Raw genomic sequence first — 16,738 nt, 5'->3', positions numbered from 1 at the left:
CGTTACTTGCTGGCGGCCAGTTCCATGATCATCCGCGACAGCAGATAGAGCCGGGGCACCACGCTTTCGACTTCGGCGTACTCCTCTGGCGTATGAATGCCGCCGCCCACGATGCCGAAGCCGTCGAGCGTGGGCGTGCCGACGCCAGCCGACAGGCTTGAGTCGGCGGCGCCGCCGCTGCCCTCCAGCGTGAGCTTGCGCCCGATTTCGCCATAGATGGCTTGCGCCCTGGCCGCCAGCTGGTCCGACGCCGCATTGCGCGGCATCGGGGGAAAACCGCGTACCAGCGACGTCTTCACCTCCGTATCGGGCACCAGCTTGTTGGCCGACACGCGCGCCATGTCTCGCTCCACGCGGTCGAATTCCTCCGGCACTGCCACGCGCAGGTCCGCGTAGGCGGTGGCCTGATCGGGGATCACGTTGGTGGCGCCGCCAGCCTTGAGCACGGTGATGTTGAAGGTCGTCTGCCTGGCGCTGTCGCCGAGCTTGCCCAGTTGCAGCACCTGGTGCGCCAGTTCGGTGGCAGCGTTGCGGCCGGACTCGGGCGCAACGCCCGCATGGGCAGCCTTGCCCTTCACGTCGATCTCCGCCGTGCCGCTGCCCTTGCGCCAGACCACCAGTCCGTCGGCGGGCCGGCCCGGTTCGAGATTGAGGGTCACGTCATGCTGCTTCGCCTCGCGCTCGATCAGCGCGCGCGTGCCCTTGGAACCCGTTTCCTCGTTGGTGTTGAGCAGCAGCGTGACCTGGCCGTACTGTTTGAAATCGAGCTGCTGGAGAATCTTCATCGCGTACAACCCCGCGACGATGCCACCCTTGTCGTCCATCACGCCGGGGCCGTAGGCGCGCTTGTCCTTGATATAGAACGGCTTGGCGCGGGCAGTGCCATCCTTGAAGACGGTGTCCATGTGGGCCATCAGCAGGATGCGGGTCTTGCCGGTGCCCTTCCACGTGGCGAGGATGTTGTTGCCCACCGCCGGCGTCGCCGGAACCGTCTCCACGCTGGCACCCGCCTTGCGCAGTTCATCGGCGACGATGGTGCCGACCTGGCTCAGTCCTGCCTCGTTTCCGGTGCCCGAGTCGATGTTGACCAGCCGTTCCAGCAGTTGCAGCGCGTCGCCACTGTAGTGCTCGGCGGCGGACAGGACCTTGGGGTTGGCGTCGGCGGCGAAGGACAGCGGGGCGCCGCACAACAGCAGCGCGGCAAGGGCGAGGCGGGATGGTTTCATGGGGACCTTGGTAGTGGAGTGGGGCATCGGCCGTTATACACGAGATCGGCCCTGATGCCCCTCGGGCCTTACTCGAAGTCCGGCTCCCCCTGCCAGTCGAAGAAATCCGGCAACTGGTCGGAGACGCGGTTGGGGAAGTGGGCGGGGCGCTTTTCGAGGAAGCTCGCGATGCCTTCGCGCGCGTCGTCCGACTGGCCGCGCGACTGGATGGCGCGGCTGTCCAGCTTGTGGGCGTCCATGGGATGCGCCGCACCGGACATGCGCCAGATCATCTGCCGCGCCATGGCGACCGAGACGGGCGCGGCGTTGTCGGCAATCTCCCGGGCGATGGCGTAGGCAGCGGGAAGCAGGTCTCCGGGGGCATGGAGCGAGCGCACCAGACCGCGTTCATGCGCTTCCTGCGCGCTGAACACGCGGCCCGAAAAACACCATTCGAGGGCGGTCGAAATGCCCACCACGCGAGACAGGAACCATGACGACGCTGCCTCCGGCGTGATGCCGCGCCGCGCGAACACGAGGCCGAACTTTGCGTCGGTCGAGGCGATGCGGATGTCCATCGGCAACTGCATGGTGACCCCTACGCCAACCGCCGCGCCGTTCACGGCGCCGATGACCGGCTTGAGGCTGCGGAAGATACGCAGTGCGACGCGGCCGCCACCGTCGCGCTTCACGCCGGTCGTGCCGTAGCGTTTCTCGTAGTCGAAGGTGGCGCCCCCGCCGGACAGGTCGGCGCCTGCGCAGAATGCGCGGCCGCTGCCGGTCACGACGACGGCGCGTACCGCGTCGTCGCTGTCGGTCGCGTCGAAGGCGGCGATCAGCTCTTCGCACATCTGATGCGTGAAGGCGTTCATCTTCTCGGGCCGGTGCAGCGTAATGGTGGCGATGCCGTGCTGGACGGCGTACTGGAGCGTTTCGAAGGTCGGGGGCGTCGGGGCGGTCATGGTCGCTGACGGAGTGGGAGGTCGCGGCAGCGTAGCATCCGCGGCGCCAGTGCGGTGCGGGGCTTCCGCTACGCGGAACACGCCGGGGCCATCGACAAAAAAAGCCCGGCACATGGCCGGGCAAATTTGGAAAGTGTCTTGCTGCGGAGGGATCAGAAGCGGTGGCGTACCCCCACCATCGCGCCGAACTGGCTGTCGCCCGCCCGGATGTTGTCGCTGCTCAGGCTGGCGCGCGACGAAACGCCCTTGCTGCTGCGGTTCCATGCGTAGCCCAGATCCAGGTAGGTGCTGGTGCGCTTGGAAAAGGAGTAGTCGGCCGTGGCGACGAAGACCATCGGGTCGGCACTGGTGCCGGCCCAGTCGTTGTAGTACACCGCGCCCTTGAGCATCAGGGCCGGCGTGGCCTGGTAGCCAAGGCCGAGCCAGTAGACATTGTTGTGCTTGAGGGCTGCGCCAGCGCCGCTGGCGTTTTCCCAGCGATAGCCGGCAAAGACCTTGGTCGGGCCGAATGCATAGCTGGCCGCCACCGATGCACGCTGGTCCTTCACGCGGGTGTCGGGCTGGCGCAGGTCATAGACCGCGCCGATGTCGAACGGGCCTGTTGTGTAACGCAGGCTGGCGGCATACTCGCGGCCCTTCTTGTAGTTGCCGGGCACTTCGCCGCTGCCGATGCCGAACGCGTTGCTGTTGTCGTAGCCGAAGCTGTACAGCGCAGCCGCCGTCAGCCCGCCGAACGTGCCCTTGTACTGGATGGCGTTGTCGGCCCGGCTCGCCATGAAGGGGTCGAGATTGACGATCGAATACTGCGAGGTGTCGGCCATCGGGTCGAACGCCAGCGTGAAGTCGTAGATCGGCGTCTGCTGGCGGCCCAGCAACAGGGCGCCGTACCGGCTCTGCAGCCCAACGAACGCCTGCCGATTGAAGAGACGGCTATCGGCCGATTTGCCGGTGTCCAGGTTGAATCCACTCTCCAGCACAAAGACGCCCTTGAGGCTGCCACCCAGGTCTTCCGTGCCGCGCAGGCCCCACCAGGAGCCGGTGGTGATGCCGTTGCCGGACTGCATGCGAACGTTGCTGTGGTCGCCGGCGGTCCGGTTCAGGTATTCCACGCCAGCATCGACAACGCCGTACAGCGTCACGCTCGATTGCGCCTGCGCGCCCACGGCAAACACCGTGGTTGCAGCCGCCACTGCCAGTTTGATTTTCATGCCTTGTTCTCCAGGTTGGGAAAGAGTCCGCCATGATCGGAAGGCATGGATTTTTCAGCTTTGATTTAGCTCGCTTCTTCGTCACTCCGAGTGGGATTTTTCTCACTTGAGATGAGGCGAGTGAAAGGGAACGTGTCGTGGCATGGCAGTTCGACGAATTGCCATGCCGATCGTGTTATTGCTGTTGCAGTTGAGCGGGCAGGGGAGGATGGCGACGTCCGGCGCCGATGCCGCGAGAAATTTGGCGATGCCGCTCGCACTGGCGCGAGCGGTTTCGTGGTTCAGGCGATGCCTGGGTGATGGTGCAGAAGGGTGCAGAAGGGTGCTCAGCGTGCGTGCAGCCGGTCCAGGCGCAGGCGGTGCCGCTCGTCGGTCAGGCGCCAGACGGCCAGCCAGCCGGCCATCACCACGGCCAGCATGCTGCCGCCGGCCAGCAGGAACATCAGCAGGATTTGATAGCGGGCAGCGTCCATCGCGTCCATCCCGGCCAGGATCTGGCCGGTCATGATGCCCGGCAGCGTGATGATGCCGGCCGCCGCCATCGTATTGATCGTCGGCAACAGTCCACCGCGCACCGCTTGCCGCAGAATCGGACGCAGCGCGGCATGGCGGTCGTCGCCCAGTGCCAGCCTGGCCTCGATGGCCTGCCGCTGATGCCACGCGGCGTTCAGCGTGGCATGCAGCGTCAGGCTGGCCGCGTTCATGGCGTTGCCCAGGATGATGCCGGCCAGCGGAATGGCGTGGCGCGCGTCGTACCACGGCGAGGGACGCAGCGCAGTGACCAGGGCCAGCACCGTGATGACCAGCGTTGGCGCGCTGACCGACGCCAGTCCGATCGCCATCTGCCAGCGCGGGGCAAAGCGGCGCTCCAGCCGGCTGCCGGCCTCGCGCGCGGCGGCGAAGACCATCGCCGTCACCACCAGCAGTGTGAGCCAGGGCGACGACAGCGCAAAGACGGTGCGCAGCACCAGGCCCACCAGCATCAGCTGCACCACCATGCGGGCCGCAGCCCAGAGCAGGGCGCGATGGATGCCCAGCGACATGGCCACGGACAGCGCCGCCCCCGCCACGATCAGCAGGCTGGCCAGGGTCAGGTCACCGGTTGTCAGCAGGATCGGATTCATGGGTGCACGGGCTCCAGTCCGCCCGGGCACAGGCGCCAGTGCGCGTGCTGCAGGCGCGCGGCCTGGCCGGTGTTATGGGAGACGACCAGCAGCCCCACGCCTTCGGCCATGACTTCGCGCAGCACGGCTTCCACGGCCAGCGTGGTGTCGTGATCGAGCGCGGAGGTGGGCTCGTCGAGCAGCAGGAAGCGCGGACGGCGGACAATGGCCCGCAGCAGCGCCAGCCGCTGCCGTTCTCCGGTGGAAAGATGGCTGACGCGCGCGGCGAGGATGTCGTCGCGCAGGCCGACTTGCCGCGCCAGGCGGGCGAGCCGGGTATCGGGGTGGTCAGGGGTACCGGCCAGGCCGGGTTCGTCGAAATGGCTGAGCACGTCGTCGGCCCACCAGCCCGATTCGGCCGCCACATAGGTCACTTCGCGGCGCCAGGCCGGCCCGCTCAGCGCCTCGCGCGGCGTGCTGCCGATGCGTACGGTGCCGTCACTGGGGTCCAGGTCGGCAATCATGCGCAGCAGCAGGCTCTTGCCGCTGCCCGAGGACCCTGACAGTACCGTGCACTTGCCGCCCGTCACGTCGAATGTATAGGGGCCGCGGCCGTGGCCGGTCAGGTCTTGAATATGCAGTTGGCCGTCCATATGGCGGGAGCGGGGGCGATACGAATTGAAGGCGAAGTGCTGCAAGCGTATCGCGAATCGATGAATGGCGGATTAAGTGGCGCAGGAAGTCGCCCGCATTCATTTTCGCTGGCCGCCCGGCGAGCGCAAGGGCATGCCGGGGAGGCCACCGCAGGGCGCATTGGCACCGTCCGACAGCCTGTTGCGGCCAAGTCCTACACGACGGGTCCCCTGCGCTTTCTACACTGTCCAGTAGCGCCGTTGCCTGCGCGCCAGCGCCCGCCAGCCGGGCCTGGACGCAGCCGCGGACGCCCTACGAACCTACCCATCAGGAGAGTGCGATCATGAACAAGGACCAGGTGAAGGGCCGCATGAACGAGGCCAAGGGCAAGGCCAAGGAACTGGCCGGCAAGGTGACAGGCAAGACTTCCACGGAAATGAAGGGCAAGGCCCAACAGGTGGCAGGCCGCACCCAGGCCGCCTACGGCGACACCAAGGAAGACATGAAGAAGAACCCGCGCTAGGCCTGCATCCGGCGCAGGGCGGGGCCGCCCCTGGCGGGCGGCGCCAGATGACACGAGAAGCGGGGCTGCGGCTCCGCTTTTCTCATGTCAGCCCCATTCATCGCGGGCAGGGAATGATCTGTTCCCTACCGGATCAGTCAGCGGGCCCGGCGATCGGTGGCAGCACCCGGCCCGGATTCAGCAGGTTCTTCGGATCCAGCGCGCGCTTGACCTGCCACATCAGTTCCAGCTCCACGGGCGACTTGTAGCGGCCCAGGTCGTCGCGCTTGGCGATGCCGATGCCGTGCTCGGCCGAGATCGAGCCGTTTTCGGCATGGGCCAGCCCATCGACCAGATCCGACACGGGCTTGTACCACTGGGCCAGGAATTCCCTGGCGTCTCGGTCCTTCGGGCGCAGCGGGTTGAAGTGGACGTTGCCGTCGCCCATATGGCCGTAGATCACCATGCGCGTGGCCGGCTCCAGCGCCAGCACCTCGGCCGACGCCTTGCCGATGAACTGCGCGATGCGCGACACCGGCACCGAGATATCGCACTTGATGCTGCCGCCGGTGCGGGTCTGGGCATCCGAGATCTCCTCACGGATGCGCCAGAACTGCTGCACGTCGGCCAGGCTCGCCGCCACGGCGGCATCCACCACCCAGCCGTTGCCCAGGCCCGATTCCAGGATCTCCATCAACGTGCCGTTGAGCGTTTGCTCGTCGGTGCCCGACGTCAGTTCGATCAACACCATCCAGTCATGCCGGCCCTGCAGCGGCGACGGCACGTCGCCCAGGTATTCGAGCACCAGGTCCAGCGCGGGGGCCGAAATCAGCTCGAACGCGGTGACCGCGCCGCCGGACACGGCACGGGCCTCGCCCAGCAGCTTGACGGCGGCCTCGGGGCCGTCCACGGCCACGAACGCCACGGCGGTCGAGCGCGGCTGGGGCATCAGCTTCAGCACTGCGCCGGTGATGATGCCGAGCGTGCCTTCGGCACCGATGAACAGGTGCTTGAGGTCGTAGCCGGTGTTGTCCTTGCGCAGGCCCTTGAGCGACGAAAAAATGCGCCCGTCGGGCAACACCACCTCGATGCCCAGCACCAGGTCGCGCATGTTGCCGTAGCGCAGCACCGCCGTGCCGCCCGCGTTGGTCGACAGGTTGCCGCCGATCTGGCACGAGCCCTCCGAGCCGATGCGCAGCGGGAACAGGCGCCGGGCGTCGTCGGCCGCCGCGCGCGCGCCGGACAGCGTCACGCCAGCTTCCACGGTCATCGTGTCGTTGATCGTGTCGATCGCCAGCACGCGGTTCATCTTCTTCAGGCTGATCACCACGGCCGTGCCGCTGTCGTCGGGCACCGCGCCGCCCATCAGCGACGTATTGCCGCCCTGCGGCACCACGGGCACGTTGTGTTCATGGCACCAGGCCATCACCTGGCTGACCTGTTCCGTGGTGGCGGGCATGACCACCAGCGGCGACTTGCCGCGATAGATGCGGCGGTAGTCGGTGACGAACGGCTCGGTGTCGGCGTCGGCGGTCAGGCAGCCGTTGGGACCGACGATGACCAGCATGGCCTGCAGCAGGTCGGCTTGGGAGGGCAGGGCTTGGGAAGGCAGCGAGGACATCTTCGATACTCAGTAGGCGGCACCGGGCGCGGACACCTGTTGGGCGCGCTCCGGCAGGAATTCGGCGGCGAGGTTGCGCGCCGCGTTGGCGTAGACCAGCACGTCGACGCCGGTGGCCACGAAGGTGCAGCCCAGATCCAGATATCGACGCGCGAGCGTGTTGTCTGAAGTCAGCGTGCCGGCGGCCTTGCCGCTGGCGATGATCGTGCGCATGGCGGCTTCGATCTGCGCCTGCACTTCGGGGTGTCCCGGGTTGCCGCGATGGCCCATCGACGCGGCCAGGTCGGCCGGGCCGATGAACACGCCATCCACGCCGTCGACGGCGCAGATCGCTTCCAGGTTCTGCATGGCGGTCACGGTCTCGGCCTGCACCAGCAGGCAGACCTCGTCGTCGGCCACGGCCAGGTAGTCCTTGCGGGCGCTCCATTGCGACACACGCCCCACGGCGCTGCCCACGCCGCGCACGCCGAACGGCGGATAGCGCGTGGCGCGCACCAGCGCGGCGGCCTGCTCGGCGGTATCCACCATCGGAATCAGCAGGGTGCGGGCGCCGATATCCAGCAATTGCTTGATCAGCGCGGTCTCGCCCGATACGGCGCGCACCACCGGCTGCGAGCGGTACGGGGCCAGCACCTGCAGCGTCTGCAGGATCGAGCGCACGTCGTTGGGCGCGTGTTCGCCGTCGACCAGCAGCCAGTCGAAGCCGGCCGTGGCGCTGACTTCGGCCAGGTAGGGCGTGGCGGCGGACATCCAGAGTCCGATCTGGGCCTGGCGGGCGGCCAGGGCGGCCTTGAACGGGTTGTGGGCGGGCATGGGGTGTCTCCTGTCGGTCCGGGGTGTCGAACGGGGTTCGATGGGCGTTGTCAGTTCAACTGGCCCTGGCACAGATACTTGGTATGCATGTAATCGTCAAGCCCATGGCGCGATCCCTCGCGGCCGTAGCCCGATTCCTTGACGCCGCCGAACGGCGCCGCCTCGGACGCCAGGGCGCCTTCGTTGATGCCTACGATGCCGGTTTCCAGTGCCTGCGCCACGCGCCAGATGCGGCGCACGTCGTTGGAGTAGAAGTAGGCGGCCAGCCCGAACGGCGTGTCGTTGGCGTCGCGGATCACCTCGTCCTCGTGGGTGAAGCGGAACACCGGCGCCACCGGGCCGAACGTTTCCTCATGCGCCAGCGCCATCACGGGCGTGGCGCCGACCAGCACGGTCGGGGCGTAGTAGTGCGGGCCGTCGCCGGTGCGCACGCGTTCCCCGCCCACCACCACGCGGGCGCCCTGGTCCACGGCATCGCACACATGGCGGTCGATCTTGTCGACGGCGCGGGCGTTGATCATCGGGCCGATCTGGGCGGCGGCCTCGGTGGCGGGGCCTACATGCAGCGCGCCCACGCGGGCGGCCAGCTTCTCGACAAAGGCGTCGTGGACGCCGGCCTGCACGTAGACGCGGTTCGGGCACACGCAGGTCTGGCCGCCATTGCGGAACTTGGCGGCCATCAGGCCTTCGACGGCGGCGTCGAGGTTGGCATCGTCGAACACGATGAACGGGGCGTTGCCGCCCAGTTCCAGCGACAGCTTCTTGAGCGTGCCGGCCGATTCCCGGGCCAGGTGCTTGCCGACCGGCGTGGAGCCGGTGAACGTGATCTTGCGCACGCGCGCATCGGCCAGCCATGCATCGACCACGGCCGGGGTGTTGGCGCGCGATGCCGTGACGATGTTCAGCACGCCTTGCGGCAGGCCTGCGCGTTCGGCCAGGCGGACCAGTGCCAGCGCGGTCAGCGGGGTGTCTTCGGCGGGCTTGGCCACCACGGTGCAGCCGGCGGCCAGCGCCGGGGCGATCTTGCGGGCGATCATCGCCAGCGGGAAGTTCCAGGGTGTGATGGCGGCCACCACGCCCACCGGCTCCTTCAGCACGATCATCTTGCGGCCCGGCACGGCCTCGGCCACCACGTCGCCGCAGATGCGCGTGGCTTCCTCGGCGAACCACTCCACATACGACGCCCCGTAGCGCACTTCGCCCACGCTCTCGTGCATCGGCTTGCCCTGCTCGGCGGAGATGATGCGGGCCAGGTCCTGCTCGTTGGCCAGGATCAGCGCATGCCAGCGCTTGATGATCTGGGCGCGGTCGCGCGCGGTGCGGCGGCTCCAGGCCGGAAAGGCCGCGGCGGCGGCATCGGCGGCGCGCCGGGCATCGGTGGCATCGCTGTCCGGCACGTCGGCGATCACCAGGCCGGTGGCGGGGTCGGTCACTTCCAGGCGGGCCCGGCTGTCGCACCACTGCTGGTCGATAAAGTTCTGCGAACGCAGCAGGGTAGGGTCGGTGAGGGTGGTCAGCATGCGCTTGAGTGGTCGGATGTTGAAAGGCTGGCTCGCTTCCCCGCCACTCTCCCGTCTTGCGGGCGAGGGGCCCCGGGGGAGAGGGCAAGCGTCTGGTATGCGAAGGACCTAGCTCACGATCCCCACATGCCAGGGCACGAATTCATGGTCGCCCAGCCCGAGCAGTTCGCTCTTGGTGGGCTCGCCGGAGGCGGCGCGCAGGATGTGTTCGAAGATCCGCTCGCCCATCTGGGCCACGCTCAGTTCGCCATCGAGCACCAGGCCGCAGTTGATGTCCATGTCTTCTTCAAGCCGGCGGAACATCGGCGAATTCGAAGCCAGCTTGATCGTTGGGGCCGGCTTGGAGCCAAACATCGAGCCGCGTCCCGTGGTGAAGCAGATCAGGTTGGCACCGCTGGCGATCTGGCCGGTGGCGGCCACCGGGTCGTAGCCGGGGGAATCCATGAAGACAAAGCCGGCGCGGTCGATCGGTTCCGCGTACTCGTACACGGCCTGCAGCGGCGTGGTGCCGCCCTTCATGGCCGAGCCCAGCGACTTTTCGAAGATATTTGCCAGGCCGCCCTGCTGGTTGCCGTGGCCCACCACGCCGTTGAACTGCGCGTTGTGCCCGGCGGTGTAGCGCTCCCACCAGGCCAGGCGGTCCAGCAGCTTCTGGCCCACCTCGGGCGTTACCGCGCGGCGCGTGAGCATGTATTCGACGCCGTGGATTTCCGGGGTTTCCGACAGGATCGCGGTGCCGCCATGGCGCACCAGGATATCCATGGCCGCGCCCAGCGCGGGGTTGGCCGTGATGCCGGAAAAGCCGTCCGAGCCGCCGCATTCGAGGCCGATCTTGATATGGCTGGCGCTCACGGGCTGGCGCTGGAACGCATTGGCGGCCGGCAGCATGGCCTCGATGGCGCGGATGCCGGCCTCGATCGTGGCGCGCGTGCCGCCCGTGTCCTGCATCACCAGCGTATGCAGGTTCTCGCCGGGGACCAGCCCCTGCGATTCCACCAGCGACGCCACCTGGTTGCGCTCGCAGCCCAGGCCCACGATCAGCACGCCGGCCAGGTTCGGATGCCGGGCATAGCCGGCGATGGTGCGGCGCAGGAGATCGAAGTGCTCGCTCGGCGACGACATGCCGCAGCCGCTGCTCTGCGCGAACGCCACCACGCCATCGACATTGGGATAGGCGGCCAGCCGATCCTTCGTGAAGTGCGCGGCGATGTGCTTGATCACCGTGGCCGAGCAGTTCACCGACGACAGGATGCCGACGAAGTTGCGCGTGCCCACGCGGCCGTCGGGCCGCACGTAGCCCATGAACCTGGCCCGCTCGCTTTCGGGCACGTAGTCCACGGGGCGGACATCGGCCCCGAAGGCCGGATCGCGATAGAAATCCACGAGCCGGAGGTTGTGGCTGTGCACGTGCTCGCCGGCGGCGATGTCGCGCTCGGCCACGCCGATCACGGTGTCGTACTTCTTGACCTGCTCGCCGCGTGCAATTGCACGGGCGGCGATCTTGTGTCCGGCGGGCACCTGGGCGCGCACGCGCACGCCCAGCTCTTCCAGGTGCTGGCCCAACGTCAGGTCGCCGCGGGCGATCAGGACGTTGTCGTTGGCGTGCAGGCGAATGACGGGATTCAGGGTCACGATTGACAGATACTGGGGCGGGTTAGCTCTGCGCGAGCATTTCCTTGAGCTTCAGGCGCTGGATCAGCTGCGTTTCCTGGCTGTAGACCTCGGCGACGTACTTCTTGTAGTCGGGGCCGTCCAGATACATGATGGGCGCGTCGATGCGCGCGGCCACGGTCTTGAATTCGGCGCTGGACACGGCGGCGCGGAATGCATCGCGCAGCTTCTTCTCGATCTCCGGCGGCAGGCCCTTGGGCGCGCCGATGCCGTTGGGCGCCTCGACCACGACGTTGTAGCCCAGCTCCTTGAGCGTGGGCGTGTCCTTGAAGCGCGGCGTGCGCTGCTCGCCCCACGTAGCCAGCAGGCGCAGCTTGCCGGCTTCCACATGCGGGGCCCACGAGCTGGAATCGGCCAGCAGGTCCACCTGGTTGGCAAGCACGTCCTGCAGCGCCTGCGAGCCGCCCTTGTAGGCAATGGCGTTGAACTTCACGCCGGCGGCCAGCGCGAACTGTTCCATGCCCACGTGCGTGGCGCCGCCGATGCCGGCATGCGCATAGGTGATCTTTCCCGGATGGGCCTTGGCCTCGGCCACCACGTCGGCCAGCGTCTTGAAGCGCGAGCCGGCCGGCACGGCGATGCCGAAGGTCTGGCCCGAAGTGCGCGCCAGGTAGGTCAGTTCGGTGCGCGGGTCCAGCTGCAGCATGCCCAGCTGCGAGAACCGCGTGACCGAAATGGGGATCTGGCCGATGGTGTAGCCATCGGGGTTGGCGCGGGCCAGCGCCTTGGTGCCGATCATGCCCGACGCCCCGGCGCGGTTTTCCACCACGATCGACTGCTTGAGAATCCCGGACGCCACCTGGCACAGGGCCCGCATCGACTGGTCGGCCGTGCCGCCCACCGGCCACGGGCAGATGAACGTGATGGGGCGGTCGGGATATTCGCCGGCGGCACGTGCAATGCGCGGCACAAGCAGGCTGGCCGTGCCGGTGGCGGCAACGGCGGCGGTGGCGGCGCTGCCCAGCAGAAGCCGGCGGCGCGAAAGGCTGGCGGGAAGACCTTGCGTCATGGGGATGTCTCCGATCTTGTTTTAGGTCGCGGACCGGCTTCGATGCCAACCCGCTCTGGCAGCGATTGTGGGCGCGCCGAACATAACCATCCAATAGAAAATTGGCATTGCTTCATAACCTTCCGGTTAGGTAGACTCGCTGCCATGGCGCATATCGACCGGGCCTTCCGCTCCAATATCAAGCTTCGCCACCTGCAACTGCTGGTGGCGCTGGACGAATTTCGCCATCTGGGGCGCACGGCCGAATTCCTGTCGGTCAGCCAGCCGGCGGTTTCCAAGGTGCTGGCCGAAGTGGAGAAGATGCTGGGCCTGACCCTGTTCACGCGTTCCACGCGCGGCACGGAGCCCACGCCGGCCGGTGAATCGCTGGTGCGCTTTGCGCGCGCCGTGCTGGCCCAGTACGACGTGACGCGCGACGAGATCGAGGCCGTGGCCAGCGGCGCGGCGGGCCGGGTGCGCGTGGGGTCGATGAGCGCGACGCTGCCCGTGCTGCTGGCCCAGGCGGTGACGCGCCTCAAGGACCGCTCGCCGCGCGCGACGGTGCTGGTCGAGGAGGGCGACCTCACACACCTGCTGCCGCGCCTGCGGCTGTCGGAGCTTGACGTGATCGTCGGCCGCCTGGAGCCCGCCTATGCGGCGCCCGACCTGATTACCGATGCGCTCTACGAGGACCCGATGGTGGCCATCGTGGCCGCCGGCCACCCGCTGTCGCGCCAGGCCAGCGCGGACTGGGCCGACCTGGCCCGGCATCCGCTGGTGCTGCCGCCGCCATGGGCGTCGCTGCGGGTCAAGATCGAGCAGGCGTTCATTCGCCATGGACAGCAGCCTCCGGCCGATGTGATCGAGTCGTCGTCGTACCTGGCCGTCACCACGTTCGTGGCGCAGCGGCAGGCGGTGGGCTTTGTCGCGGGCTCGGTGGGCCGCCAGTTGCAGGCCGAAGGGCGCTTCCATGTGCTGGGCATGGCCGTGGCAGTGGATCTGCCGCCGGTGGGCATCATCACGCTGCGCGACCGCCGGCTGCCGCCGAGCGTGGCCGAATTGTCCGAGTGCCTGCGCGAGACGGCCCGCGAGATCGACATGGCACACCGCAATACCGATACAAACGACACCAACGACACCAACGACACCAATGGCGGCACCGGCAGCTCCCGCAGCGCCGGCAAGGGCGCCCGCACGCGCAAGACCGCCAAATCCGCAAGCAAGACCTTATGACAGAAGCTTCCAGAACGTCCCGCCAGACCGAAGTCGTTGTGCTGGGCGCCGGCATCGTCGGCGTTGCCACGGCGCTGGCGCTGCAACAGCGCGGCCATGCCGTGTGCCTGATCGACCGCAAGGCGCCGGGTCGCGAGACCTCGTACGGCAACGCCGGCATCATCCAGCGCGAGGCGGTGCAGCCGTACGCGTTTCCGCGCGCCTGGCAGGCCATCCTGCGCGTGGCGGCCCGGCGCGGCAACGACGTGCATTACCACCTGCGCGCGCTGCCGTCGCTGGTGCCTTCGCTGGCGCGGTACTGGCACGCATCGGCGCCGGAACGTTACATGGCGACGGTCAGCGCGTACGCGGCGCTGATTCGCCACTGCATCGACGAACACGCGCCGCTGATCGAGCGCGCCGGTGCGCAGGACCTGGTCCGCAAGTCGGGCTGGCTTGAAGCGTACCGGACCCCGGCCGCGTTCGACGCGGCGGCAAAGGAGGCCAACACCGTGGCGGCCGCGCACGACCTGCGGCACGCGATTCTGGACAGCGCGGCGCTGGCCGCCGCCGAGCCGGTGCTGCAACGCCCGATGGCGGGTGCGGTGCATTGGCAGGACCCGTGGACGGTCAGCGACCCCGGCGAACTGGTGGCGCGCTACGCGGCCCTGTTCGAACGCGAGGGCGGGGTGTTCCTGCAAGGCGATGCCGATACGCTGCGCCAGTCGGGGAGCGGCTGGACCGTGCGCACGCGCGACGGCGCCGTGGAGGCCGAGCATGCGGTGATCGCGCTGGGACCCTGGGCCGCGGGGCTGACGCGCCGGCTGGAATACCGGTTGCCGTTGTTCGTCAAGCGCGGCTACCACCGCCACTATCAGGTGGGCGCCATGCCGGACAGGCCGCTGCTGGACGCCGAAAACGGCATCCTGCTGGCGCCGATGCGCCAGGGCCTGCGCCTGACCACGGGCGCCGAGTTCGCGCATCATGAATCGCCGCCCACGCCGGTGCAGTCGGTGCGCGCCGAAATGCTGGCTGGCGATCTGGTGCGTCTGGGCCAGCCGGTGGAGGCGCAGCCGTGGATGGGCGCGCGCCCCTGCATCGCCGACATGCGCCCGGTGGTGGGGCGTGCGCCGCGCCATGCCAACCTGTGGTTCCACTTCGGTCACGGCCATCAGGGCCTGACGCTGGGGCCGGCCACGGCGCGGCTGCTGGGCGAACTGTTCGACCGCGAAACGCCGTACGTGGACCCCGCGCCGTACGATCCGCGCCGCTTCGGCCGCCAGGCTGCCCGCTAGCAGGCAGCCTGGGCTTCCTGGGCAGCCCTGGGTTCGACCGGGCCCGCACCTGCAGGTGGCCGACGAATGCCGTCGCCACGTCGCGCGCCGGACGCGCCGCGCTTTGGCGTGCGGCTTGATCCAAAGCTGCCGCTGCACCCGGTTTTTCCGCGGTAGCCCGGGGCGGATCGCTGGCGTGGCCTGCAACTGGCGCCGCGTGCCGACGCGCGGCGCCGGATTCCTGTCGATCCGCGCTTTTCCCGTGTTGGCGTTGCCGGGCCGGTGGTAATCTCGCGGCAACTCCACGCCCGCCCGGGATTCCACCTTGCGTTCCGTCGATCCAGACCTCTGGCGTACCCCCGCCGACCAGCGCGCCTATCAGGACGCGCGCCGCCGCGTACGGGCGCTGCGCTTCTTCTACATGCACGCGATGCTCTACGTGGGGGTCAACGCGCTGCTGATCGTCATCAACCTGGTGATGTCGCCCGAGCGGCCGTGGGTGCGCGCGCCGCTGATGGGCTGGGGCATGGGCCTGGCCGTGCACGGCATCATGACCTGGAGCCGGGTCGGCCTGCTGGGCCGGGGCTGGGAAGCGCGCAAGATTGCCGAGTTCATGGCGCGCGACCAGGTGCGCACGCTATCCACCGAAAAGCAGCTGGTGGAAGCCCAGATGCGGCTGCTGCAGGCCCAGATCGAGCCGCACTTCCTGTTCAACACGCTCGCCAACGTGGTGAGCCTGATCGAGCCCGCGCCGCAGAAAGCCACGCTGATGCTCGAACACTTCATCGCGTATTTGCGGGCATCGCTGGCGGCCAGCCGCGCCACGCAGGGCACCGTGGCACAGGAGGCCACGCTGCTGCGCGACTATCTGGCGCTGATCAAGATCCGCATGGGCGAGCGCCTGCAGTACACGGTGGACGTCGATGCATCGCTGGACACCGTGCCGCTGTCGCCAATGCTGCTGCAGCCCGTGGTGGAGAATGCCGTCAAGCACGGTCTGGAGCCGAAGGTGGAGGGCGGCCGCCTGCTGGTGCGGCTGGAGCGGCGCGGGCCGCGCATGCTGGCGACGATCGAGGACGACGGCATGGGCTTCAGGCCGGGCGGCAACGCCGGGGTGGGGCTGTCCAACCTGCGCGAGCGGCTGACGGTGCTGTATGACGGCGACGCGCACGTCCGTATCGAAGACCGCTCGCCCGGCACCGCCGTGCTGATCGACATCCCGCTGCCACGCGCCTTCCGGAACGGAGACCCCGCATGAAGCCCACCGCGTTGATTGCCGACGACGAGGAACACCTGCGTGCGCACCTGCGCGGCAAGCTGGCCCGGCTGTGGCCCGAACTGGACATCGTGGCAGAGGCCGCCAACGGCCTGGAAGCAGCCGAGGCCATCGCCCGGCTGGCGCCGGCCGTGGCCTTTCTCGATATCAAGATGCCGGGCCTGTCGGGGCTGGAAGTGGCGCAGGGCATCGAGACCGACACGCGCCTGGTGTTTGTCACCGCCTACGACGAGTTCGCGCTGGACGCATTCGAGCGTGCCGCCGTCGACTATCTGGTCAAGCCGGTCACCGACGAGCGGTTGGGCCGCACCATCGAACGGCTGCGCAAGGCGTTTCGGGAGTCGGCCCCGCTGCCCGAACTGGCGCAGTTGCTGGGCCAGCTGACGCGCGGCCAGCCGCGCGCGGAAGGCGCCGGGCCGCTACGCTGGGTGCGCGCGAGCCGGGGCAATACCACCAGCCATGTGCCGATCCAGGACGTGCTGTATTTCCAGAGTGATGACAAATACGTGGTGGTACACACGCAGGACGGCGAACACCTGATCCGCACACCGCTGCAGGAACTGATCGACGGGCTGGACCCCGCCGTCTTCTGGCAGGTGCACCGCTCGACCATCGTCAACATGGAACACGTGGCCGGCACCCGGCGCGACGATTCGGGGCGCCTGTTCGTGCGGATGCGCGGCAGCGACACCGAACTGCCGGTATCGCGCGCCTACGTGCACAAGTTCAGGCAGATGTAGGCCCCCGGGG

At 68.3% G+C, this 16,738-nt stretch carries 15 protein-coding genes; 5 read left to right on the top strand and 10 right to left on the bottom strand.

Annotated features, from left to right (window positions below; translation table 11 throughout):
- Positions 1-2: 2 nt before the first annotated feature.
- From A9J21_RS27985 to A9J21_RS27965, 5 genes are all read right to left on the bottom strand, one after another.
- The gene (locus A9J21_RS27985; protein WP_066741529.1) at positions 3-1,226 is read right to left on the bottom strand and encodes a M20/M25/M40 family metallo-hydrolase; all 1,224 of its coding nucleotides are present in this window, start codon (positions 1,224-1,226) and stop codon (positions 3-5) included.
- Positions 1,227-1,294: 68 nt separating this feature from the next.
- A complete protein-coding gene (locus A9J21_RS27980; protein WP_066741527.1) occupies positions 1,295-2,167 on the bottom strand; it encodes a crotonase/enoyl-CoA hydratase family protein in 873 nt (290 codons plus the stop codon).
- Between the two features lie 152 nt (positions 2,168-2,319).
- Positions 2,320-3,375, bottom strand: a complete 1,056-nt coding sequence (locus A9J21_RS27975) for a porin (protein ID WP_066741525.1) — start codon at positions 3,373-3,375, stop codon at positions 2,320-2,322.
- A 326-nt stretch (positions 3,376-3,701) separates the two neighbouring features.
- Complete coding sequence (locus A9J21_RS27970) at positions 3,702-4,499, bottom strand: ABC transporter permease (protein WP_066741518.1); 798 nt, start codon at positions 4,497-4,499, stop codon at positions 3,702-3,704.
- On the bottom strand, positions 4,496-5,131 hold the full coding sequence (locus A9J21_RS27965; protein WP_066741516.1) for an ATP-binding cassette domain-containing protein: 636 nt from the start codon (positions 5,129-5,131) through the stop codon (positions 4,496-4,498). The genes A9J21_RS27970 and A9J21_RS27965 overlap by 4 nt, the downstream gene beginning before the upstream one ends.
- Positions 5,132-5,454: 323 nt before the next feature.
- On the opposite strand from A9J21_RS27965, the gene A9J21_RS27960 reads away from it, so the two are divergent.
- A complete protein-coding gene (locus tag A9J21_RS27960) occupies positions 5,455-5,634 on the top strand; it encodes a CsbD family protein (RefSeq protein WP_066741513.1) in 180 nt (59 codons plus the stop codon).
- A gap of 133 nt (positions 5,635-5,767) precedes the next feature.
- Here the strand turns inward: A9J21_RS27960 and A9J21_RS27955 are convergent, their stop codons facing one another.
- From A9J21_RS27955 to A9J21_RS27935, 5 genes are all read right to left on the bottom strand, one after another.
- On the bottom strand, positions 5,768-7,180 hold the full coding sequence (locus tag A9J21_RS27955) for an FAD-binding oxidoreductase (protein WP_066741940.1): 1,413 nt from the start codon (positions 7,178-7,180) through the stop codon (positions 5,768-5,770).
- A gap of 63 nt (positions 7,181-7,243) precedes the next feature.
- Positions 7,244-8,047 carry a 4-hydroxy-2-oxoheptanedioate aldolase gene (gene hpaI, locus A9J21_RS27950; protein WP_066741511.1) on the bottom strand — a complete coding sequence of 268 codons (804 nt, stop codon included), beginning with the start codon at positions 8,045-8,047 and terminating at the stop codon, positions 7,244-7,246.
- Between the two features lie 50 nt (positions 8,048-8,097).
- Positions 8,098-9,567 carry an NAD-dependent succinate-semialdehyde dehydrogenase gene (locus tag A9J21_RS27945; RefSeq protein ID WP_066741505.1) on the bottom strand — a complete coding sequence of 490 codons (1,470 nt, stop codon included), beginning with the start codon at positions 9,565-9,567 and terminating at the stop codon, positions 8,098-8,100.
- Between the two features lie 108 nt (positions 9,568-9,675).
- Positions 9,676-11,199 (bottom strand): UxaA family hydrolase, encoded by a 1,524-nt coding sequence (locus A9J21_RS27940; protein WP_082926660.1) that lies wholly within the window; start codon positions 11,197-11,199, stop codon positions 9,676-9,678.
- A gap of 22 nt (positions 11,200-11,221) precedes the next feature.
- Complete coding sequence (locus tag A9J21_RS27935; protein WP_066741499.1) at positions 11,222-12,247, bottom strand: tripartite tricarboxylate transporter substrate binding protein; 1,026 nt, start codon at positions 12,245-12,247, stop codon at positions 11,222-11,224.
- Between the two features lie 144 nt (positions 12,248-12,391).
- On the opposite strand from A9J21_RS27935, the gene A9J21_RS27930 reads away from it, so the two are divergent.
- The 4 genes from A9J21_RS27930 to A9J21_RS27915 all read left to right on the top strand — a co-directional run bounded on the left by A9J21_RS27930 (position 12,392) and on the right by A9J21_RS27915 (position 16,728).
- Complete coding sequence (locus tag A9J21_RS27930) at positions 12,392-13,459, top strand: LysR substrate-binding domain-containing protein (protein ID WP_082926659.1); 1,068 nt, start codon at positions 12,392-12,394, stop codon at positions 13,457-13,459.
- Entirely contained in the window at positions 13,456-14,733 is a 1,278-nt protein-coding gene (locus A9J21_RS27925; protein ID WP_066741496.1) for an FAD-binding oxidoreductase, read from the top strand. Before A9J21_RS27930 ends, A9J21_RS27925 begins: the two co-directional genes overlap by 4 nt.
- A gap of 304 nt (positions 14,734-15,037) precedes the next feature.
- Entirely contained in the window at positions 15,038-15,970 is a 933-nt protein-coding gene (locus A9J21_RS27920) for a sensor histidine kinase (RefSeq protein WP_066741493.1), read from the top strand.
- Positions 15,967-16,728 carry a LytTR family DNA-binding domain-containing protein gene (locus A9J21_RS27915; protein ID WP_066741491.1) on the top strand — a complete coding sequence of 254 codons (762 nt, stop codon included), beginning with the start codon at positions 15,967-15,969 and terminating at the stop codon, positions 16,726-16,728. The genes A9J21_RS27920 and A9J21_RS27915 overlap by 4 nt, the downstream gene beginning before the upstream one ends.
- Positions 16,729-16,738: the final 10 nt, after the last annotated feature.

The organism is Cupriavidus sp. D384 (genome assembly GCF_001652915.1).
Taxonomy (GTDB): Bacteria; Pseudomonadota; Gammaproteobacteria; order Burkholderiales; family Burkholderiaceae; genus Cupriavidus.
Note: the sequence above shows the minus strand (reverse complement) of the source record. Positions and strands in the feature narration are given on the sequence as shown.